Source organism: Bordetella muralis, assembly GCF_054781015.1.
In genome coordinates this window covers 1028447-1050227 of record NZ_BAAGVF010000006.1, presented here as the reverse complement: position 1 = coordinate 1050227, position 21781 = coordinate 1028447, and the positions used below count along the sequence as shown (strand labels likewise).

Annotated in this window: 15 protein-coding genes; 11 read left to right on the top strand and 4 right to left on the bottom strand. The window is 60.9% G+C overall.

Annotation, left to right across the window (positions count from 1 at the left end; all coding sequences use genetic code 11):
- Positions 1 to 2 precede the first annotated feature (2 nt).
- Both ACYVIT_RS15755 and ACYVIT_RS15750 read right to left on the bottom strand, forming a co-directional pair.
- Positions 3 to 416 carry an ExbD/TolR family protein gene (locus ACYVIT_RS15755; protein WP_094821739.1) on the bottom strand — a complete coding sequence of 138 codons (414 nt, stop codon included), beginning with the start codon at positions 414 to 416 and terminating at the stop codon, positions 3 to 5.
- A complete protein-coding gene (locus ACYVIT_RS15750) occupies positions 413 to 1033 on the bottom strand; it encodes a MotA/TolQ/ExbB proton channel family protein (protein WP_415808612.1) in 621 nt (206 codons plus the stop codon). Before ACYVIT_RS15750 ends, ACYVIT_RS15755 begins: the two co-directional genes overlap by 4 nt.
- 355 nt (positions 1034 to 1388) lie before the next feature.
- Here ACYVIT_RS15750 and xseA point away from each other — a divergent pair, with 355 nt between their 5' ends.
- From xseA to pcaF, 4 genes are all read left to right on the top strand, one after another.
- Positions 1389 to 2744, top strand: a complete 1356-nt coding sequence (xseA, locus tag ACYVIT_RS15745; protein WP_415808613.1) for an exodeoxyribonuclease VII large subunit — start codon at positions 1389 to 1391, stop codon at positions 2742 to 2744.
- A gap of 151 nt (positions 2745 to 2895) precedes the next feature.
- Positions 2896 to 3474: a superoxide dismutase [Fe] gene (gene sodB / locus ACYVIT_RS15740; protein ID WP_094821736.1), complete on the top strand. Its 579-nt coding sequence runs from the start codon at positions 2896 to 2898 to the stop codon at positions 3472 to 3474.
- Positions 3475 to 3646: 172 nt separating this feature from the next.
- On the top strand, positions 3647 to 5029 hold the full coding sequence (locus ACYVIT_RS15735) for a chloride channel protein (RefSeq protein WP_415808614.1): 1383 nt from the start codon (positions 3647 to 3649) through the stop codon (positions 5027 to 5029).
- Between the two features lie 144 nt (positions 5030 to 5173).
- Positions 5174 to 6379, top strand: a complete 1206-nt coding sequence (pcaF, locus tag ACYVIT_RS15730) for a 3-oxoadipyl-CoA thiolase (RefSeq protein WP_415808615.1) — start codon at positions 5174 to 5176, stop codon at positions 6377 to 6379.
- A gap of 139 nt (positions 6380 to 6518) precedes the next feature.
- On the opposite strand, the gene ACYVIT_RS15725 is transcribed toward pcaF, so the two are convergent.
- Positions 6519 to 6941, bottom strand: coding sequence for a DUF192 domain-containing protein (locus tag ACYVIT_RS15725; protein ID WP_415808629.1), 423 nt, complete (start codon positions 6939 to 6941; stop codon positions 6519 to 6521).
- Between the two features lie 246 nt (positions 6942 to 7187).
- Positions 7188 to 7433, bottom strand: a complete 246-nt coding sequence (locus ACYVIT_RS15720; RefSeq protein WP_006220277.1) for a cold-shock protein — start codon at positions 7431 to 7433, stop codon at positions 7188 to 7190.
- A gap of 220 nt (positions 7434 to 7653) precedes the next feature.
- On the opposite strand from ACYVIT_RS15720, the gene clpS reads away from it, so the two are divergent.
- The 7 genes from clpS (at position 7654) to ACYVIT_RS15685 (ending at position 21647) form a co-directional block, all read left to right on the top strand.
- A complete protein-coding gene (gene clpS, locus ACYVIT_RS15715) occupies positions 7654 to 7968 on the top strand; it encodes an ATP-dependent Clp protease adapter ClpS (protein ID WP_415808616.1) in 315 nt (104 codons plus the stop codon).
- A gap of 222 nt (positions 7969 to 8190) precedes the next feature.
- Positions 8191 to 13386 (top strand): alpha-2-macroglobulin family protein, encoded by a 5196-nt coding sequence (locus tag ACYVIT_RS15710; protein WP_415808617.1) that lies wholly within the window; start codon positions 8191 to 8193, stop codon positions 13384 to 13386.
- Between the two features lie 43 nt (positions 13387 to 13429).
- Positions 13430 to 15562 carry a penicillin-binding protein 1C gene (gene pbpC / locus ACYVIT_RS15705; RefSeq protein ID WP_460478253.1) on the top strand — a complete coding sequence of 711 codons (2133 nt, stop codon included), beginning with the start codon at positions 13430 to 13432 and terminating at the stop codon, positions 15560 to 15562.
- 56 nt (positions 15563 to 15618) lie between these two features.
- The gene (gene clpA / locus ACYVIT_RS15700; protein WP_415808618.1) at positions 15619 to 17928 is read left to right on the top strand and encodes an ATP-dependent Clp protease ATP-binding subunit ClpA; all 2310 of its coding nucleotides are present in this window, start codon (positions 15619 to 15621) and stop codon (positions 17926 to 17928) included.
- 2 nt (positions 17929 to 17930) lie between these two features.
- The gene (locus ACYVIT_RS15695; RefSeq protein ID WP_415808630.1) at positions 17931 to 19313 is read left to right on the top strand and encodes a paraquat-inducible protein A; all 1383 of its coding nucleotides are present in this window, start codon (positions 17931 to 17933) and stop codon (positions 19311 to 19313) included.
- 27 nt (positions 19314 to 19340) lie between these two features.
- The gene (locus ACYVIT_RS15690; RefSeq protein ID WP_415808619.1) at positions 19341 to 20990 is read left to right on the top strand and encodes a PqiB family protein; all 1650 of its coding nucleotides are present in this window, start codon (positions 19341 to 19343) and stop codon (positions 20988 to 20990) included.
- A 3-nt stretch (positions 20991 to 20993) separates the two neighbouring features.
- The gene (locus ACYVIT_RS15685; protein WP_415808620.1) at positions 20994 to 21647 is read left to right on the top strand and encodes a PqiC family protein; all 654 of its coding nucleotides are present in this window, start codon (positions 20994 to 20996) and stop codon (positions 21645 to 21647) included.
- Positions 21648 to 21781: the final 134 nt, after the last annotated feature.

Here is a 21781-nt window from a genome sequence, read left to right as displayed (position 1 = left end):
AGTCACCGGGCGTTCTGAGCCGCAAAATTGACGCGGCTGATACCTGCCAGGCGAGCCGCCTCCATGACGTTGACCACGGCCTGATGGGTGGCTTGCGCATCGGCGTTGATCAGCAGCATGGGGGATTCTTTCCCCGCAGCGGCCAGGGCGAGCATGTTGGCGATGTCGCTGGCGTTGGCGGCGTCGATCACGGTTCCGTTCAAGGCATATCGGCCATCGCGACTGACGTCGAGCGTGATCTCGGGAGCCGTGTCCTGCTCGATGGCGGCCTCGGGCAGGGTAATCTGCAACTGCGTATAGCGGGCAAAAGACGTGGTGGCGGCCAAAAAAATGAGGATTACCAACAAGACATCGATCAAGGGGATCAGATTGATGTCGAGTTCATCACGGTCGCCGCGCCGGCTGCGAAAATTCATGGCTGGGCCCTGGGCGGAATGGTAGGGCGGCTCAGCCGTGCGAGGCGCGCCGCGGCTTGTTCCATATCGTTGAGCAGGTTGTCGGCCCGGCTGCGCAGATAACGATGGCCAATCATCGCGGGGATGGCGATCAGGATGCCGAAGGCGGTGTTGTACAGCGCAATGGAAATGCCGCGCGCCAACTGGGCGGGGTCGCCTCCGGCGGGCGTGTACGACGCAAAAATCTCGATCATGCCCACGACGGTGCCGAACAGGCCGAGCAACGGGGCGATGACGGCAACTGTGCCGAGCGCGGCAATGTACCGGTTCAGGTCGTGTGCGACGGCTCGGCCCACGTCTTCGACGGCAGCGCGCTGGACTTCGCGTGGTTGATTCCGGTGGCGCAGGACTTCGGCCAGAATGCGTCCCATGGGCGAATGCTGTTCCAACCGGGTCAGCGCCTCCGGGCTGTCTTGGCCGTTGCGCTGCATTTCCAGCACTTGCTCGGCCAGGCCTTTCGGCAAAATCAAATTACGGCGCAGGGAGAGCAGCCGTTCGACGATCAACGCCAGGCCCAGGATAGAGGTGATCAGCAGCGGCCAGATTGGCCAGCCGGCTTCGCGGAAAATGGACAGCAAAAGAGGGCTCCGGGAGAGAGCTGCGGTAAAGGTCGCAGCCGATTTAAGCGCGCACTGTACCGGTCAGAAGGGGACTATGGCAAGGCCGGGACGAGGTCGGGGGATAACCGCCAATCTATCCACAGATTTTGTGGATAATTCTGTGCAAAACTAAGGCTAAACATGGATAGATGCTGGCTTTGCGCTGGATTGTGCCCGCCGCCGTTATTTTGTTTGCGCGAATTTATTCATATAAAACAAACTCTTAGTACGAATTTGCTAGCGTTGCGGGCAGCGCTGCACGATTTGCGTGCTTACGGTATCATCGCGGCCCACTTGGCGCGCCCTGTGGACAGTTATCTCTCTGGAAAGCCTTATGACAATTGAATTTCCCGTCACAAACGACGTATTTACGCGGGATATCCTCACAGTCGCCCAGTTGAACCAGGCTGTAGGCCAATTGTTGGAACGCAATGTCCCGCCGTTGTGGGTGCGCGGCGAGATTTCCAATTTCACCCAGGCAGCGTCAGGACATTGGTACTTCACCTTGAAGGACAACCGGGCCGCTGTGCGGGCAGTCATGTTTCGCGGCCGCGCGTCCGCCGTCGGGTTTGTGCCCAGAGCCGGCGATCAGGTCGAAATCCGCGCTCGCGTCTCGCTATACGAGCCCCGAGGGGACTACCAATTGCAAGCCGATGCCATGCGGCGGGCGGGCCTGGGCAATTTGTACGAGGCATTTCTGCGTCTGAAGACCCAACTGGCCGCCGAAGGCTTGTTTGAGGATAGCGTCAAGCGCAAGCCGGTCGCTCTGCCGCGCGCCATCGGGGTGATTACCTCGTTGCATGCGGCGGCATTGCGGGATGTGCTGTCCGCTTTGGCACGCCGTGCACCGCAAGTGCCGGTCGTGATTTATCCCGCTCCGGTCCAGGGCGCTGATTCGGCGGCCAGATTGGCGGCCCAGGTGCAATTGGCGAATGCCCGCCAAGAAGTCGACACGCTGTTGTTGGTGCGTGGCGGAGGCAGTATCGAGGACCTATGGAGCTTTAACGACGAGACCCTGGCCCGGCTGGTGGCAGCGAGTGCCATTCCTATTATTAGCGGGGTGGGGCACGAAACCGATTTCACGATCGTGGACTTTGTGGCCGATGTGCGGGCGCCGACGCCGACGGCGGCCGCAGAGCTGGCCTGCGTGCCGCGAGCGGATTTGCTGGCACGTATCGGCCATGCCGTACAGCGTTTGAGCCGGGGGCAGCAGCGCCGCCTAGATCAGGCGGCGCAACGCCTGGATCGCGCCGCGGCGCAGTTGGTGTCGCCCGCGCGCCGCCTGGCGCATCAGGCCGAACGCCTGAATACGCTACGTCATCGTTTGCATTCTGCGTGGCAAGGTCCTTACGGCCGGCGGACGGCGCGCTTGGGAATGTTGGTACAACGCCTGGCGCACGCTACCCCGGATACCGGGCGGGCAAGTGAGCGCGTGGCCGCGCTGGCCCGCCGCCTGCATCAGGCCCAGGAACGCCAACTGGCCACCCGCCAGGCTCGGACTGCTGCCGTCAGTGCGCATTTGCGTGCCCTGGACCCGCAACACACCTTGGCGCGAGGCTATGCCATCGTGCGCGACGCCGAGGGCCGGATTCTGCGTGACGCTGCGCCGTTGACCAAAGGTCAGGCGCTGAATTTGACGTTCGCGCGTGGCGGGGCTCAGGTGGAAGTGCTGGATACGCAAGACACGTGATGTCACCGCCTCGGCGAGTGCGGCGCAGATCGCTTAAGACTGATTCTTCTTTCGCGTAACCCCGCGCGGCACTGGGTTAACCCCGAATGCAGGACAAAGAGCCGATACAATCTATCTGCTTGATCGTGCAATCAACCAAGAAGGAACTCTCATGGCATTTACGCTTCCTCCCCTGCCTTATGCGCTGGACGCCCTGGCGCCGCATATCTCCAAAGAAACCCTCGAGTTTCACTACGGCAAGCACCATCAGACCTACGTCACGAACCTGAACAATCTGGTCCCGGGCACCGAGTTTGAAAACGCTTCGCTCGAAGACGTCGTCAAAAAGTCCTCGGGTGGCGTATTCAACAATGCCGCACAAATCTGGAACCACACGTTCTACTGGAACAGCCTGGCTCCCAACGCTGGCGGCGCACCCTCGGGCGCACTGGCCGATGCCATCAACGCCAAGTGGGGCAGCTTTGACGCTTTCAAAGAAGCCTTCAACAAATCGGCTGCCGGCAACTTTGGTTCGGGCTGGACCTGGCTCGTCAAGAAGGCCGACGGCTCGCTGGACATCGTCAACACCAGCAATGCCGCTACCCCGCTGACCACCGCAGACAAGCCTCTGCTGACCTGTGATGTGTGGGAACACGCCTACTACATCGACTACCGCAATGCCCGTCCCAAGTACCTGGAAAACTTCTGGGCACTGGTGAACTGGGACTTCGCTGCGAAAAACTTCGCCTAAGTCGTATCCGGTTTCGATGAAAACGCCCAGCCTAGGCTGGGCGTTTTTGTTGAGCCGTATCACTGCGTTTGCACCAATCTGGCCTCCATCGACATGGCACGCAGTGTTTTTCTTGCGCCATACTTGACGGCCCAATCCGTCTGTTTCGTGACGATTCTGGCAAAATGCGGCGATGTCCACGACCTCGCCTCCTCGCAGTCTGTTCTCACGCGTGTCTCTACTCGCCCGTCGTAAGTTGCGGCAGTTCGGCCGTCTCTCGCGCAAGAGTCTGCAGCTCAGTTTGCTGTTGGGCGGCGCAGCCTTGGTGGCTCTCGTGTCGCTGGGGTTTGCATGGTTGGCCGATCTGGCGCTGGAATGGAACCATGCGTGGACTTCGCGTGCAGGTTGGCTGGCGTTCATCGTGCTGCCCGTGGCCTTTGGGATTCTGCGCTGGATGACGATCCGTTGGGCGCCCAACGCGGCAGGCAGCGGGATTCCGCAAGTCATCGGCTCCTTGTCGTTGCCGCCCGGCGCTGCGCAAAGCAGCCTGGTTTCGATGCGGCAAACGCTGCTGAAAATTCCATTGACCTTTTTTGGGCTGGCGGCGGGCGCTTCCGCGGGACGCGAAGGCCCGTCCGTGCAGGTGGGCGCGGCGGTCATGCTGGCTTGGGGAAACTTTTGGCGCAGCAAAGGGGTCCCGTTACGCGGTTTTCATGCCAATGAGCTGATCGCGGCGGGTGCGGCCGGAGGTCTGGCAGCCGCTTTTAACGCGCCGTTGGCCGGCGTCATTTTTGCGATCGAGGAGCTGGGGCGCGGCACCATCTTGCGTTGGCAGCGCCTGGTATTGATCGGCGTGCTGGCCTCCGGGTTTCTCGTTGTCGCCGTCGTTGGAAATAACCCGTATTTCGGCACCTTTGGCGGCGAGCCGCTGCCGAACTATATGGTGTTATGGGTGTTGCTGTGCGGCCTGGCTAATGGTGTACTGGGCGGTCTGTTCAGCTGGTTGCTGAGCAAGGGGGTCTCAGGGGTTGCCCCCATGAATTGGCGTGGCTGGATCCGGCGGCATCCTGTTTATACGGCTGCTGCCATGGGATTGATTCTGGCGTGTCTCGGCGTATTGAGCGGTCAGACTGTCTATGGCACGGGATATGGCGTGGCCAGCGGCCTGCTCTCAGGCGAGACCGAGGGGCCGGCGGCCTTTGGCCTGGCGAAACTGGGGGCGACCGTGGCGTCATACTGGGCTGGAATCCCAGGCGGCATTTTCACTCCAGCGCTAACGACAGGGGCGGGCGTCGGCCAGCATATCTGGGAACTGACCGGTGGCGAGATTGACCGCCGTGTGCTGGTGTTGATATCCATGGCGGCGTTTCTGGCGGCGGCAACGCAGTCTCCGTTGACGGCGAGCGTCATCGTGATGGAAATGACGGGCAGCCAGCCGATGCTGTTCTGGCTATTGGTGGGCTCGCTGTCGGCGTCGGTGATTGCGCGGCAGTTTTGTCCGCGGCCGTTTTATCATTTTGCTGCAGGACGCTATCGTCGCCAGGCTCAGGTTGAGGCCGGACGCACCACGACATAGGGCGGCCGTAAAGCAGGTGTCCATACACTGGACTGCGTCCATGTGGTGGACGCTCGGGCATGGCACTGCGCCGGTGCACGGTCGCGTGGCGTAAGATCGCATGCTATCTTTTTTGTCATTCACTTTTCTTACGAGCTTCGATCCATGACCGTGCACGCTTATATTTGTGATGCCATCCGTACTCCTTTTGGCCGTTACGGCGGCGCTTTGGCGCCCGTGCGCGCCGACGATCTGGCGGCTGTGCCTATCAAGGCCCTGATGGCGCGCAATCCGGGCGTGAACTGGGAAGAGTTGACCGATGTGATCTTCGGCTGCGCCAACCAGGCCGGCGAGGACAACCGTAACGTCGCCCGCATGGCGGCATTGCTGGCCGGACTGCCCGTCGATGTGCCCGGCGGCACGGTCAACCGCCTGTGCGGCTCGGGTCTGGACGCCGTGGGTACGGCGGCTCGCGCCATCCGTGCCGGCGAGGCTGGCTTGATGTTGGCGGGCGGTGTCGAAAGCATGAGCCGTGCGCCGTTCGTCATGGGCAAAGCCGAGAGCGCATTTTCTCGCAGCGCCTCGATTTATGACACGACCATCGGCTGGCGCTTTGTCAACAAACTGATGAAGGCGCAATACGGCGTGGACTCCATGCCGGAAACCGCGGAAAACGTGGCGGACGATTTCAAGATCAGCCGCGAGGACCAGGATAAATTCGCGCTGGCCAGCCAGTCCAAAACGGCCCGCGCTCAAAAAGAAGGCTATTTCGACGCTGAAATCACCCCGGTGTCGATCGCTCAGAAAAAGGGCGACCCTATCGTCGTGAATACCGACGAGCACCCGCGTGAAACCAGTCTGGAGGCCCTGAGCCGCCTCAAAGGCGTGGTCCGCGAAGGCGGCTCGGTGACGGCCGGCAATGCGTCGGGCGTGAATGACGGTTCGGCCGCGCTCTTGCTCGCAGACGAGGCCAGCGCAGCGCGTCATGGCTTGACGCCGCGTGCGCGCGTCGTAGGCATGGCTACCGTCGGTGTGGCTCCGCGCATCATGGGCATGGGCCCCGCACCGGCCACACGCAAGGTCTTGGCGCTCACTGGCCTGACCTTGGATCAGATCGATGTCATCGAGCTCAACGAAGCCTTTGCCGCGCAGGGCTTGGCCGTTCTGCGAGACCTGGGCATCGCCGACGACGATGCGCGCGTGAATCCGAATGGCGGCGCGATCGCGTTGGGCCATCCGCTGGGTGCCAGCGGCGCGCGTCTGGCGACGACCGCCGTCAATCAATTGCATCGCACCGGCGGCCGCTATGCGCTGTGCACGATGTGCATCGGGGTGGGGCAGGGCATCGCCGTCGTGCTCGAGCGCGTGTAATACCGTGGCAGCGGCGGCGTTTCGGCGTCGCCTGCCCAAATAAAAAAGCCGGTTTTACCGGCTTTTTTTCGTTAGATCACCCCACCCACACGCTGACGCCATTCACCCGTCGCGCATTCCGGCAGCGTATCAAACGCGTTTACTGGGAAATGCCTCCCAGCCGCTGGCCCGCTGCCACGCCATGGGTGTCGAACCAGCCTTGCGCCATTTCCAGCGCATAGCGCACCGGCTGTTCCGAACAATGCGGATCATCGGTCTGCGGCGCCATATCGGCCATATTGACGATAGTGCCATCATCGGCGATGAATGCGATGGACAAGGGCACCAGCGTATTGCGCATCCAGAAACACTGCATCTCAGGTTCTTCGAACACGAACAGCATGCCGTTATTGTCCGGCAGGCTTTTGCGCAGCATCAAGCCGACGCGCCGGGTCTCGTCGGTATTGGCGACTTCGGCTCGGATCACGTGGATCCCTGCGGTCAATTCGGTGATGGGCAAGCCGGTTTGCGGGCCGGCAGGTGTTTGCGCTGCCGCGGGGATGCTCGCCGTGGTCAGGAGCATGCACGTTGCCAGCGTGGTCACCGTGCGGGCGTTGCGCAGCGGCAAGTGAAAGGAAGATTGCCCTGTGACCAGACGGGAGAGGGCGCGTGCAAACTGCGTGAAACGATGAGTCAACATGAGGCCGAAAACAGCAAAAAATAACAAGGCGGGGCATGTCGCCCCGCCTGGGTAATGACGCCGCCTTCTAAAACAATCCCACCGTAGGTCTGGTTTGTCTATCGTTCGGCGCGATAATGATACTGGGCGTCAGGCCGCCGTAATATTCAGCGCCTGTTTGCCTTTAGGTCCCTGAATAATTTCGAATGCCACTTTCTGGCCTTCTTTCAGGGTTTTGAACCCATTCATCTGGATCGACGAAAAATGTGCGAACAGATCTTCACCGCCATCGTCAGGCGTAATGAAGCCAAAACCTTTCGCGTCGTTGAACCATTTGACGGTGCCCGTCGATTTGGGATTGTCCCCTTGGACGGCGGTTGCGGTCGTATCAGACATGCGGACTGCCTCATTTTGAATCGTATATTTGACAGAAACTTTTGGCCTAAACCATTGCCTCCCGGCTCCGAAGACGCTTGTTGACACAAGATAGCCCTCGGATGCGTGGATAATGCTCTGCTTTTCTTTAAACCGTCAAGTGTGGAAATTACGCATCTGTACGTGTAATTTTAAGTAATACGCGGCGTTGCCGCCCATTGTTTCAATACAATTCCGCCTTATGAGTTCGACCTTTGATACACAGCATGACCTCGTCGTGGAGAAACAGACGGCCCGTACCGCGCCGCCGCCCATGTACCAGGTATTGTTGCTCAATGATGATTACACCCCCATGGAGTTCGTGGTGAAGGTCCTGCAAAAGTTCTTCGGCAAGAATCAAGAAGACGCTACCCGGATCATGCTGCAGGTGCACCATGAAGGGCGCGGCATCTGTGGTGTTTATCCGCGAGATGTGGCGGCGACGCGTATTTCCCAAGTCGCGCAGTATGCGCGAGAACGCCAGCATCCATTGCAGTGCGTGATGGAGCCTGTCTAGCAGCTGCACAAAGAACAGTAATGACAGCCAACGGGCCGTTCAGATAGGGACGAACATCGCGGGGTATCAGACCTGTTGCGACGGGTAGCACGTTTATGCCTGATGGGCGCTTGGTACGTAGTAGTGATCTTGTAATTGGCGTATAGTCGCGGCGCGCTGGCGCGTGCCGGGCGAGGATTCGTGGGCGTGTGGCGCCCTAACATGTTGTACAGAGGCAAAGCCATGGGTAAAAAGAGTGGCGTGATCGGAGTCGTGGCGCTGGTGATTGCCATCGCTGTGGGTGTCGGGGTATGGCAATGGCGCAGTGATGCGCCGCCTAGTGCGGATCCTCCCGCGGCCCCTGCGTCGCAATCCGGTGCGGCGAGCGGCACAACCCAAACGGCGAGTCCCTCGGCATCAACGCCACAGCCATCGGCCAGCTCTACGGCCACTATTGGCCAGAACGATCCCTTTGCCATGCTGGATTGCAAGCCGCGCCAGTTCCGCGATGCGATGGCGTTGGCCGTCACCTTTACCCAGCCGGTGGGCCGCGAGACAGACCTGACCCGCTATTTCAACGTGATCGACACTGGCGAAGCCAAGCCCGCCGAGGATGGCGAGCAGTCGACCGTCGGACAAACCGCCACTGTGGTGCCACCGGGGCAGGCCGCACCCGCAGGCAAGGCTGTCGAGGGAGCATGGGCGGTTGGCGACAATCCGCGCATCGTCTATTTCCCGTATGTGCAACCGCAGCGAGCCTACACCATCCGCGTGCGCTCCGATTTCCCGGCTGCCCAAAAAGACACCACGTTGGGCGACGAGCGCCAGTGCAGCGTGCAAACCGAGGCCATGCCGCCGTCGTTTTACTTTGCCAGCCGCGGCGTCGTGCTGCCGGCGGGCCAGAATGGCGGCTTGCCCGTGGCGACCGTCAATATGCCCGAGGTCGATGTGCAGTTTCTGCGCGTCTCGCCCGAGCACATGCCTGAATTTTTCGACGATGTCCTGGGCCTGAGTCCTTCCAACGAGGATGACGAGGACGATTGGCGTTATTCCGACAACCGCAGCCTGAAGGGCCTGGTCAGCAACTGGGACCTGGATCGCCTGCATAGCCTGACGACCAGCGTCTATCAGGGCCGTTTCATCACCGATGACAAGCCCAATCGCCGTCATGTGACGTTCCTGCCGGTTGAAAACATCCAGGAATTGCGTCAGCCCGGCATTTACGTGGCGATCATGAGCGAGCCCGGCCGGTTCCGCTACGAATATCAGGTGACCTATTTCTACATCAGCGACATGGGTCTGCACGTGCGTCGTTATACCGATCGCACCGAGGCCTATACCATTTCGCTGAAAACGGGTCAGCCTATCGCCGACGCTGAAGTCGAACTCGTCGATGGCTCGGGCAAAGTCCTGGCAAAGGCCGCGTCCGACAAGGGTGGCCACGTCCGTTTTGACGGCGATTCGTCGCGCGCGCGCCTGATCCGCGCCGTGCGCGGCAGCGAATTGACCATGTTGTCTCTCGGCGAGCCTGCCCTGGATTTGTCCGAATACGACATCGGTGGCCATACGTCCCGGCCGAATAACCTGTTCGTGTATTCCGGCCGTAATCTCTACCGTCCCGGCGAAACATTCCACGTATCCGTATTACCGCGTGACCTCGACGGCCAGCCGCTGAAGGCCGCGCCCTTGACCGCTGTCCTGAAACGCCCCGACGGCAGGGTGGTGCGCAGCGAGCTCTGGCAACCAGATAGCAAGGTCGCGAACTATATCGAACACGCGATCACTCTGCCGGTCGATGCCCAGACCGGTAAATGGCTGCTCGAACTGCGTGTCGACCCGGCCGCCAAGGTGCCTGATGCTGCCTGGTGGTTCCAGACCGAGGAATTCCTGCCCGAACGCATGAAGCTGCATCTGGACTCCAAGCAACCGGTGCTGTCGCCGGGAGAAGCCTGGACAGTGGATGTGCAGGGCGATTACCTCTATGGTGCGCCCGCCGCTGGCAATCGCCTGTTGTCGAGCTTCCAGGTCAAACGTAATCGCTATGCGCTCGCGCAACAGTGGCCTGGTTTTATCTTTGGCGATGTGGCCGACGACACGCTGCGTCACTACGAGGAAATGCCCGAAACCACATTGGACGACAGCGGATCCACGCAACTGACGATCGATCCGCAGTCTGCCGGCAAGGCGAAATCGCCGCTGAGCGTGCGTTTGTCCGCGAGCCTGTTGGAATCCGGTGGCCGCCCGGTCGTGCGTTCGATCGAACGCAGCGTCTGGCCTGCCGACAAACTGATTGCTGTGCGCCCGTTATTCAACAATGACGTGACCCGCGAAGGCTCGCCTGCGAGTTTCGAGGTCGTGCGCGTCAATGCCTCGGGCGAGGTAGTGCCGCTGCCGGAAGCCCAGGTGCGTCTGTTCCGCGAAAACCGCAATTACTACTGGCGTTATGACGACCAACGCGGCTGGAACAGCGGCTATACCGATACCGAAGACCTCGAGGACTCGCGCACGATCGCGTTGCCCAATCGCACCGCGTTGACTCTGCCCGTCAGTTGGGGCCGCTATCGTCTTGAAATCACCGATCCTGAAACCGGCGAGGTGATGCGTTACCGTTTCTACGCAGGCTGGGACGCCCAGGATGCCGATTCGGTGGGTAACCGTCCCGACCGCGTCCAAATGAAACTCGAGGGCGTGCCCGCACGCCCGGGCGACAAGGTCAAGCTGACTGTGACGCCGCCGCATGACGGCCAGGCGTTGGTCACCGTCGAAGGCGATCGCATGCTGTGGTCGAACTGGGTGGACGTCAAGGCGACTGGCACCGAGGTCAGCATCCCGATCGACGAATCGTGGAAACGTCACGATCTTTACGTCTCTGCCGTGGTGTTCCGTCCGGGCAGCGCCGGGGATCGTGTGACGCCTGCGCGTGCCGTCGGTCTGGCGTTCCTGCCCATTGCCAGCGACGATCGCAAGCTGAACGTCACCCTGACGGCACCCGCCAAAGTCGAGCCTGAAAAGCGGACCACGGTGCGTGTGAAAGTCGACGGTGCGAAAGGGCAGAGCGCCCACGTCACGCTGTCTGCGGTGGATGTCGGTATCCTCAATATCAATCAGTACGCGACGCCGGACCCGATGGATTTCTTCTTTGGCAAACACCGTTATGACGCCGAATTGCGCGACATGTACGGCAAGCTGATCGAGAAAATGGACGGCACCCAGGGCCGACTGAAATGGGGCGGCGATGCCGCCATGCGCGGCGACAGCCGCAGCCTGCCCAAAAAGGTCAAACTGGTCGATCTGTACTCCGGTCCGGTCAAGCTGAACGATCAGGGCGAGGCCGATATTCCTCTGGATCTGCCCGATTTCAATGGCACGCTGCGTTTGATGGCAGTCGCATTTACCGACTCGCACTACGGCCATGCCGATCAGGAAATGGTAGTGGCTGCGCCTATCGTGGCGGAACTGAACATGCCGCGTTTCATCTCGCCGGGTGATCGGGCGACGGTGGCGGTCGATGTGGCCAACCTGAGCGGATCGGCACAGCAAGTCACCGTGACGCTGCAGGCCTTGGACCCCTTGTCCATCGCCGACGGCGGCACGCGTACGCTCACGCTGAAAGATCGCCAACGCACCACCGTGCGCTTTACGGCTACCCCGACGGGTTCCTATGGCCTGGGTCTGATGCGCCTGGTGATCGATGGCAAGGGCGGTGCAAAACCGATCCATATCGAACGCGAGTCCGTGCTGCAGGTGCAGCCGTCGCATGCCGCCGAGCATATCGTCAAACGGGTGCGTCTGGCCCCGGGCGAGAGCTTTACGCCGGGTGCTGGGGTGATGGCGGGTTATTACCCCGACTCCGTCACCGCCAACATCAGCCTGTCGAATCGCCCGCCGATCAACGTCTCGCGTCTGGTGCAGGACCTGTTGCGTTATCCCTACGGTTGCACCGAGCAGACCATCAGTTCGGCGATACCGTGGGTGCTGCTGGACGAAACCGACGGCAAGCGTTTTGGCCTGCCTGTGCAGACGAAAGAACAGCGCGCCGAAAAAGTCGCCGTCGCAGTGGGACGGCTGGCCGGTATGCGTAACGCAGCAGGCGGATACTCGCTGTGGGGCAATGAGGCCTCGGCGCGGGATGTCTGGCTGACCTCGTATGCGGTCGGTTTCCTGCAGGACGCGCGCGATCAGGGCTTTGACGTGCCCGAACAATCGCTCGATCGTTCGCGGCAATGGCTGCAGGAGCAATTGCAGCAGAGCTCGGGATCGTTCGGCACGTGGCCGGATGCGTTGCGTAAGTCGCTGCAGAATGGCAGCGTCGAGAGCGGCTATATCGACATGATGCGCGGCGATCATCGCCGTTTCGCAGGCTATGCTGCTGCCGCACTGACCTTGGCGCGCGACAAACAGGCTTCATTGGCGACGGTGCGTCAGCTGTTCGATCGTTACCAGGAGCGCGCCTTGTCGCCTCTGCCGTTGATTCAATTGGCGGCGGCATTCCAGTTGATGGGCGACACGGGACGTATGGAAAAAGCCACGCAGCAGGCCATGGAGCGAGCCTATGGCTACCCGATCAAGGGCAGCTACTACTATGGCGCCTGGCTGGGCGACTACGGCAGCCCCGTGCGTGATTACGCCTTGGGCTACGCCATCGCGAGCAAGTATCAGCTCTCGCCGCAACGTCGCGAAACCTTGATGATGCAACTCGATGACCATTTGCGCGGCCGCTCATACCTGTCGACGCAAGAGCAAATGGCGCTGGTGCTGGCGGCCCGCGCTGCGGGCGGTGATGCGGCGAAGCCCTGGGCGGCGACCATGGCTGCGGCATCGGGAACGAAAAACCTGACTAGCGCCGAAGACGAAACCGTCGCGTTGAAAGCGGACGATTTGTCTTTGCTGCAAGTGACCAATACGGGTTCGAATGTCCTGTTCGCCGAGTTTGATCTGCAAGGCACGCGACAGGATCCCCCGGCGCCGCGCAGCGACGTGATCTCCTTGCAACGTCGTTGGTACACCCCCGACGGCCGTTCGTGGGATGGCGGTGTCCTGCGCACGGGCGATATGCTGGTGGTCCGCCTCACGGCAAGCGCGAACCAGACGATTCCTGACGCGCTGATCGTGGACCGGGTGCCGGCAGGCCTGGAAATCGAGAACCTCAACCTGTCGCAGAGCCCCGACATGCAAGAGTGGGAAATCGGCGGGGTGCGCGTGGCCGAGGCCATGTCGAATTCGGCGATCAAGCATCGTGAGTTCCGCGACGATCGATATGTCGCTGCAGTATCCTTGACCCGTAGCAGTGTCGACGTGTTCTACATGGCGCGCGTGGTGACGCCGGGACGCTATGCAGTGCCGTCCACGGTGGCCGAGGACATGTACCGACCCGAATTGCGAGGCGTGGGCGAACGGTGGAGCCCCATCGAAGTCCGTGATCGCGCGGCCGCTCGGTAAGGGTATTTGAGGGACCGGTTTGGTGAAATATTTCCGCCGGGGGGTGATAGGGCTGGCCGGCACGCTCGTCGTACTGGCTGCACTGCTCTTCATCCTGGATCGGCTGTTTCCTTTACCGCCGGTGGGCAGCGGCGGCGCCTCGGTCGTGATCGCTGCCGACGGCACGCCGCTGCGTACCTATCCCAGCCGCGACGGCATCTGGCGTTACCCCGTGACGCCGGAGCAGGTCTCGCCGTATTACCTGCAAACGCTGCTGGGATACGAAGACCGTTGGTTCTACTGGCATCCAGGCGTCAACCCCGTCTCGCTCATGCGTGCTGCGTGGCAGTGGGCCGCGCACGGGCGTATCGTGTCTGGCGGGTCAACCATCACCATGCAGGTAGCGCGTTTATTGGACCCCGAACTCGCGGGACAGCCCTCGCGTTTTCTGTCGGCCAAGCTGCGCCAGATGGCGCGCGCGGTGCAGTTGGAACTGCACTACAGCAAAGACGACATTCTCGGCATGTACCTGACGCATGCGCCGATGGGCGGCATTGTCGAGGGGGCGGAGATGGCCTCACGCATGTGGCTGGGCAAATCGGCGATGGACCTGAGCCCGGCCGAGGCCGCGCTGCTGACCGCATTGCCTCAATCGCCATCGCGGTTGCGTCCGGACCGCCATCCACAGGCCGCCCAGGTCGCGCGCGATAAAGTGCTGGATCGCATGGCAACCAATGGCATCTGGAGCGTTGCCGAGGTCGCCGACGCCAAAATCGAAAACGTGCTGGCTCCGCCGTTGCGCGCGCGTTGGCTGGCGCCATTGGCAGCGCAGCGCCTGCAAACCGAGCAGCGCCGCAGCGGTGAACGCGCGGCGATCGTGCAATCCACGCTGGATGCGGATATTCAGACGACTGCGGAGCACATGCTGCTGGATCGTGTCGACGCATTGCCCGCCAAAGTCTCCATGGCGGTGCTCGTCATGGATAACGACACGCTGGAAATCAAGGCCTATGCCGGATCGGCGGATTTCTCCGACGAGAGCCGTTATTCCCATGTCGATATGGTGCGCGGGGTACGTTCGCCCGGATCTACGCTCAAACCGTTTTTGTATGCGCAGGCCCTGGATGACGGGATCGTGCATTCCGAAAGCATGTTGCTGGATGCGCCACTTTCGTTCGGCGGTTACGCGCCGGGGAATTTCCAAGCCGCATTTTCCGGCCCGGTCAGCGTGGCGCAGGCCTTGCAGCGTTCGCTGAATGTGCCGGCCGTCGATCTGCTGGACCGTGTCGGGCCGAACCGATTTGCGTCGATGATGCTGGCCGGTGGCGTGCAATTGCGCTTGCCGGCGGGGGCGTCACCGAATCTGAGCTTGATTTTAGGCGGGGGCGGCACCACTTTAGAGGAACTGGTCGGTGCTTATCGTGCGTTGGCGCGTGGCGGCCTGGCCGGGCGGCCGCGTCTGTCGCCCGATCAGCCTCGCGTCGAGTCGCGCATGATGAGCGCTGGCGCGGCCTGGATTGTGCGTGACATCCTGGAGGGCGGCGGGCATCCCGACCGTCCCCTTGAGCAGACCGGACGCCGATTGGCCTGGAAAACGGGCACCAGTTTCGGTTTTCGCGATGCCTGGGCGGTTGGGGTGACCGACAATTGGACCATCGGGGTCTGGGTGGGGCGACCGGATGGCACGCCTAATCCGGGTTTTTTTGGCGCCAATGTGGCCGCACCGTTGCTGAGCGATCTAGTAGCCGCGTTACCACCAGGGCCATTCTCTGCACGTACCCGACCGGTTAGTGTAAAACCGGTAGTGACGTGTTGGCCTTTCGGATGGCGGCAGGGCAGTCTGCAGGCTGGGCAGTGTGCGCAGCCGCGTGCAGCCTGGTCGTTGGACGAGACGGTGCCGCCGACCTTTGCGGGTTATGCTGATGTGGCGAATGGTCCGCTGCGTTTGCAGGGCATTGCGACCGGGTCGGTGTTGCGTCCCGTGCCGGGGCGTCATGGTGTGTCAGTGGATGTCAGTGTGCAAGGTGCACGCGGACAGGTATGGTGGATGCTGGATGGGCGTGTTCAACAACGTGGCGAGGCTTCTGAGTCAGTGAAACTATCTATGGTGCACAATGGCCGGTATACCTTGACCGCGATGGATGAACAAGGCCGATACGATCGTGTGGTTTTTGAAATCACTGGCGTTACGCCCTGATCAGCTTAGAATATGAATCGTGTATTTCGATCGCTTCAATGCGTTATGGAGGAAGCGTGATTTCCCAAGAGCTTGAAGTCAGCCTGCATATGGCTTTCGTCGAGGCCCGTTCGGCCCGGCATGAATTTATTACCGTCGAGCACCTGTTGTTGTCGCTGCTCGACAATGCGTCGGCCATCGAGGTGCTGCGCGCCTGCTCGGCCAATCTCGATGATTTGCGTCGCAATCTGCGTCAGTTCGTGTCCGAAAACACGCCGGTCATTCCCACCGGCGCCGAAGTCGACACACAGCCGACGCTGGGTTTTCAGCGCGTGATTCAACGCGCCATCATGCACGTATCGGCGGGCGGTACCGGTAAAAAACCGGTCACGGGCGCCAACGTGCTGGTCGCCATTTTTGGCGAAAAAGATTCGCATGCGGTGTATTACCTGCAACAGCAGGGGGTGACACGGCTGGACGTGGTCAACTTCCTGTCGCATGGCATCACCAAGCAGCCCCAGGAAGAATCCGCCTCCGCCACGCCGAAGGAACAACCTGGCGCCGAAGAAAACGCCGAGTCGCGCCAGTCGCCGTTGGATCAATACGCCACCGATCTGAATGCCGCTGCACTGGCGGGGCGTATCGATCCGCTGATCGGCCGCGAACACGAAGTCGAACGCGTGATCCAGGTCTTGTGCCGCCGCCGGAAAAACAATCCCCTGTTGGTGGGCGAGGCTGGTGTGGGCAAAACCGCGATTGCCGAGGGCTTGGCCTGGCGCATCACGCGCGGCGAAGTCCCCGAGGTCCTGCAGGCTGCTCATGTTTACGCATTGGATATGGGCGCGTTGCTCGCTGGCACCAAATATCGCGGCGATTTCGAACAGCGCCTCAAAGGCGTTCTGAAACAGATCCGCGGCAATCCCGACGCGATTTTGTTCATCGACGAAATCCACACCCTGATCGGTGCCGGATCGGCATCGGGCGGTACGCTGGATGCGTCCAACCTGCTCAAGCCTGCCTTGTCGTCCGGGCAGCTGAAATGCATTGGCGCCACGACCTATACCGAGTTCCGCGGCGTCTTTGAAAAAGACCACGCGCTGTCGCGCCGGTTCCAGAAAATCGACGTGCCCGAGCCCAGCGTCGAGCAGACCGTGCAGATTCTGCGCGGCCTGAAGAGCCGCTTCGAAGAACACCACAGCGTGCGCTATTCCGCCGCGGCGTTGAGTGCTGCTGCGGAACTGTCCGCGCGCTACATCAATGATCGTCATTTGCCCGACAAGGCCATCGACGTCATCGACGAGGCAGGCGCTGCGCAACGCCTGCTGCCGCGCTCGCGCCAGAAAAAAGTCATCGGCAAGATCGACATCGAAAACATCGTGTCCAAGATCGCGCGCATACCGCCGCAATCCGTGTCCAACGATGACCGCAGCAAGCTCGCCACGCTGGAACGCGATCTGAAGACCGTCGTGTTCGGTCAGGACAACGCCATCGAGGCGCTGGCGGCCTCTATCAAGATGGCGCGTTCCGGCCTGGGTAAACCAGAGCGCCCCATCGGGTCATTCCTGTTTTCCGGCCCCACGGGCGTGGGTAAAACCGAAGTCGCCCGTCAACTCGCGTTCACCTTGGGCGTCGAGCTGCTGCGTTTCGACATGTCCGAGTATATGGAACGTCACGCTGTGTCGCGCCTGATCGGCGCGCCGCCGGGATATGTCGGGTTTGACCAGGGTGGCCTGTTGACCGAGGCGATCACCAAGCAACCGCATTGTGTGTTGCTGCTGGACGAGATCGAAAAAGCGCATCCCGATGTGTTCAACATCCTGCTGCAGGTGATGGACCACGGTACGCTGACCGACAACAACGGGCGCAAGGCCGATTTCCGCAACGTCATCATCATCATGACGACCAATGCGGGGGCCGAAACCCTGAATCGTCCCACCATCGGCTTTTCGAACAGCCGCGTGGCGGGCGACGAGATGGCCGAGATCCGCCGCGTGTTCACGCCCGAGTTCCGCAACCGTCTGGACGCCATCATTCCGTTTGCCGGTCTGTCGCGCGAAATCATCCTGCGCGTTGTCGACAAATTCCTCATGCAGCTCGAGGACCAACTGCACGAACGCCGTGTCGAGGCTGTCTTTACCGAGGCTTTGCGCGCTCATCTGGCCAAAGAGGGCTTCGATCCCCTCATGGGCGCGCGGCCGATGCAGCGCTTGATCCAGGACACGATCCGTCGTGCCTTGGCCGACGAACTGCTGTTCGGCAAGCTGGCCGACGGCGGTACGGTGACAGTCGATTTGGATGCCGACGGCAAGGTGCAGCTGAGTTTCGACGGCCGCAAATCGTCGGACTCAGGCGCCCGTGATCGACAGGAAGTCGAGTTGGTCGATTGAGCCTGCCCACAGAACCGCTGATTGCCTGCGAACATTGCGGCAATATTTTCCGGCGGCACGAGTTGCAGCGCGGCGAAACGGCGACGTGCGCGCGCTGCGGCACGGTTTTGTGGAAGTATTGCGGAATCAGTCTCTCGAGCTGGTTGGCGTTGTGCCTGACTACGTTGATCGTTTTTGTCGTGGCCAATGCCTATCCCGTCATGAGCATGTCGGTGCAAGGCATGACCCGCGACGCCTCCTTGCTCGACGCGGTCATCATGACTTGGAACCAGGGGTACGTGCTTACAGCCCTGATGACGGGGTTGGCCGGGTTCGGCGTGCCGTTGGCGAGCCTGGCCCTGTTGCTGTGGGTGTTGTTCCCGCTGACGATGGGACGAGAGCCCGTCGGCTTTCGTCCCATCATGCGTTTGTTCGGCGCATTACGCCCGTGGGGCATGGTGCCAGTCTTCTTGCTTGGTGTGTTGGTGTCCGTGGTAAAGCTCGCGGGCATGGCGTCGGTCAGTCCGCAGCCGGGACTGTTCGCGTTCGGGGCATTGACCATCCTGATGACGATCCTCTCCCGCCTGTCGCCGCATGCCTTATGGCGTTATGCCGAGCAGGAAGGCGTAGTGCCGGTCTATGCGCCGAGACGCGAGGCGGGCAAGGTTCTGACCGGTTGTCACGTGTGCGGGCAAGTGCAGACGGTGCCCGCTCAGGCCGGTGACCATTCGCACAGCGAGATGCATCATTGCGTCCGTTGCAACGCAGTAGTGCATCAGCGCAAGCCCGCCAGCCTGGCGCGCACCTGGGCACTGCTGTTGGCTGCCGCGGCGCTCTACGTGCCGGCCAATGTACTGCCCATCATGAACATCAACTCGGTTTTCCTGGGCGATAGCGGCCATACCATTCTGGGTGGGGTGGTCGAGCTTTGGCATACCGGGTCGTGGGATATCGCGGTGATTGTTTTCATCGCGAGTATTGTGGTGCCATTGACGAAAATGTTGGCCCTGGCGGTGTTGGCCGCTGGCGTAGAACGCTGCATCCCGTTTAATTTGCGCCAGCGGACGCGTATGTACGAGATGATCGAATTCATTGGCCAATGGTCCATGTTGGATGTTTTCGTTGTCATTCTGCTGGCGGCCTTGGCCCATTTCCAGGGGCTCATGGAGATTTCAGCGGGCCCCGCGGCGGCATCTTTCGGTCTGGTCGTGGTGTTGACAATGCTGGCAGCGATGAGCTTTGATCCTCGTATCGCGTGGGACAAGGAAGTGCAAGATGAATCTGATAATGTGTCACCCCAGCAGGGGACTCAGGACGGGCGGCGTCATGAGTCTTTGAGTGCTGAATCTCAGATTGGGCGTGACTCCGGACGCCAGTCTGCGGCTTCCTTGCAAGACTCTGCATAGCAAAAATAACAGGCGCGCATTCATACTATGGCTGAACAAAACCCTTCGAATCCCGACGACGAGATCGCCGCCCCCGAGGTCGTACGTAAAAAAACACGGCGTATCGGCTGGATATGGTTGGTGCCGGTCGTCGCTGCCGTCGTCGCGCTCTCGCTGGTGTTGCGCACCTGGATGCAGGAAGGCCCGGAAATTTCCATCGTGTTCAACACGGCTGAAGGCCTGGAAGTCGGTAAGACCCAGGTCCGCTATAAGGACGTCGTGATCGGCATGGTGCAGGGCATTCATTTCAACGAGGATCGCTCCAAAGTCGTTGTCAAGGTTCAGTTGTCCAAGAACGCAGCGGGCTTGGCAACCTCCGGCACTAATTTTTGGGTGGTTCGGCCACGCCTCGGGTTTAGCGGTGTGTCAGGTCTGGGGACACTGCTGTCGGGGGCGTATATCGATGTCGATGCCCGGAATGCTGGCGGTACGTCGACCTCGGCCACGCAATTCGAATTCGTTGGTCTGGAGACGCCGCCGCCGGTGACCCACGATCGTAGCGGCAAACGCTTTATCCTCAAGGCCCGTGATCTGGGGTCCTTGGACATCGGCTCGCCGGTGTATTTCCGGCGTATCAATGTCGGGCGCGTCATTGGGTATAACCTCGATGAGAGCGGCGACTCGGTGAATGTCGAGGTCTTTGTCGATGCGCCCAACGACAAATTTGTCACTGCAGGCACACGTTTCTGGAATGCCAGCGGTATCGATTTGCAGGTGGATGCCGGGGGAGTGCAGTTGCATACGCAGTCCTTGCTGTCCCTGGCGCTTGGCGGTGTGGCTTTTGCGCCCGTCAATGTCAGCCAACAAGACATGGCCAAGCCGGGTGCGAAATTTGAACTGTATGACAGCGAGAATGCAGCGAAAGCCAATCCCGACGGTGATCCGTTCCCGATCCGGATGCGTTTCGATCAGTCTATCCGTGGGTTGGCCGTCGGAGCGACGATCGACTTCCAGGGTATTACCTTAGGGCAAGTCACCAAGATCAGTATCGACTTCGACAACGACAAAAAACGGTTCTTCGCGGTGGTCGATGCCGTCACGTATCCTGAGCGTCTGGGTCCGGTCTACGACAGAATGCACGCGCGTGCCGAAGCCGATGGCGACGCGGGCGGACGCCTGCTGGGTGTCATGATCAGATACGGCCTGCGTGCCCAACTGCGAACCGCCAACCTCCTGACGGGCCAGTTGTACATCGTGCTAGAGAATTTCCCGAAAGCCGAGCCAGTGGATTTCAAACTCACGGATCCTGTGGTGATCCCCACGGTCCCGGGCAATCTCGAACAACTGCAGCAGCAGATCACCAACATCGTCGACAAGATCGACAAAATCCCGTTCGATCAAATCGGTCGCGATTTGCGTACGACCTTGTCGAGTACGTCACGCTTGCTCGAGAACCTGGACCAGCGCGTCGCGCCCGATCTGCGCAATACCCTGCAGGCCGCGCGTAAATCGCTCGATAGCATTAATGAACTGTTGGCGCGTGACGGGTCGCTGCCGGTTAACGCCGAACAGGCCATGACGGAGCTGGGGCGTGCAGCGCGTTCGCTGCGTAGCTTGGCCGACTATCTGCAAGTCCATCCCGAGGCCTTGATCCGTGGCCGTGGCGAAGACCCGATACCCGGTCAAATCAGGAACTGATCTATGTCTGCTACACGACGCATTCCGTTGTTGTCCGCCTTGATGCTCTCGGCCCTGCTGGCTGGCTGCGGGGGCTCGCCTTCGGTGCGCTACTACACGCTGCAATCCGACCCGCAAACGGCGGCGCGCAGCGTGCCGCGCGTGGATTATCAAATCGAGGTTGCGCCCGTGAACGTGCCGCAACAGGCCGATCAGCCGCAAATCATGTTGCGGCCGGGGCAGGGCGACGGCGCCCTGACGCCCATGTATTCCGACCGCTGGAGTGCGCCGCTGGCCGATGAAATACGCTCAGCCTTGGCCGACACGCTGACGCGCACCCTGGGCGCGCTGGATGTGCAGACACTCACGCCTGCGCCGGACGTGCCGGTGTGGCGGATCCAGGTCGATGTGCAGCGCTTTGACATGGTCGTGGGCGGCCCGGCACGGTTGGATGCCACCTGGCGCGTGCGGCCGCTCAACATGAAAGGGGGGCGCGCGTTGCTATGCCGTTCGGTGGTGCAGCTGCCGGCGGATCAGTTCAACGCCGTGGATTCGCTGGTGCAGGCCCAACAACAGGCTGTGGTGCTGCTGGGAAATACGATTGCCTCGGCGATTCAATCCGGTGGTGCGCGCGCTACGCCGGCAGCAGAGCAGGTACAAATGCTGGGATGTACTTGAAACACGGGTTAACCCTTAAAGGTTAACCATTATTTCAAACCGGTTGTATCTTCCTTAGTATTCGGTTTTACCGAAACAGCAACTCAGTGCCGTGGCGCGCGACGTCTACGCACGGGCTGCTTCACTGAGGATTT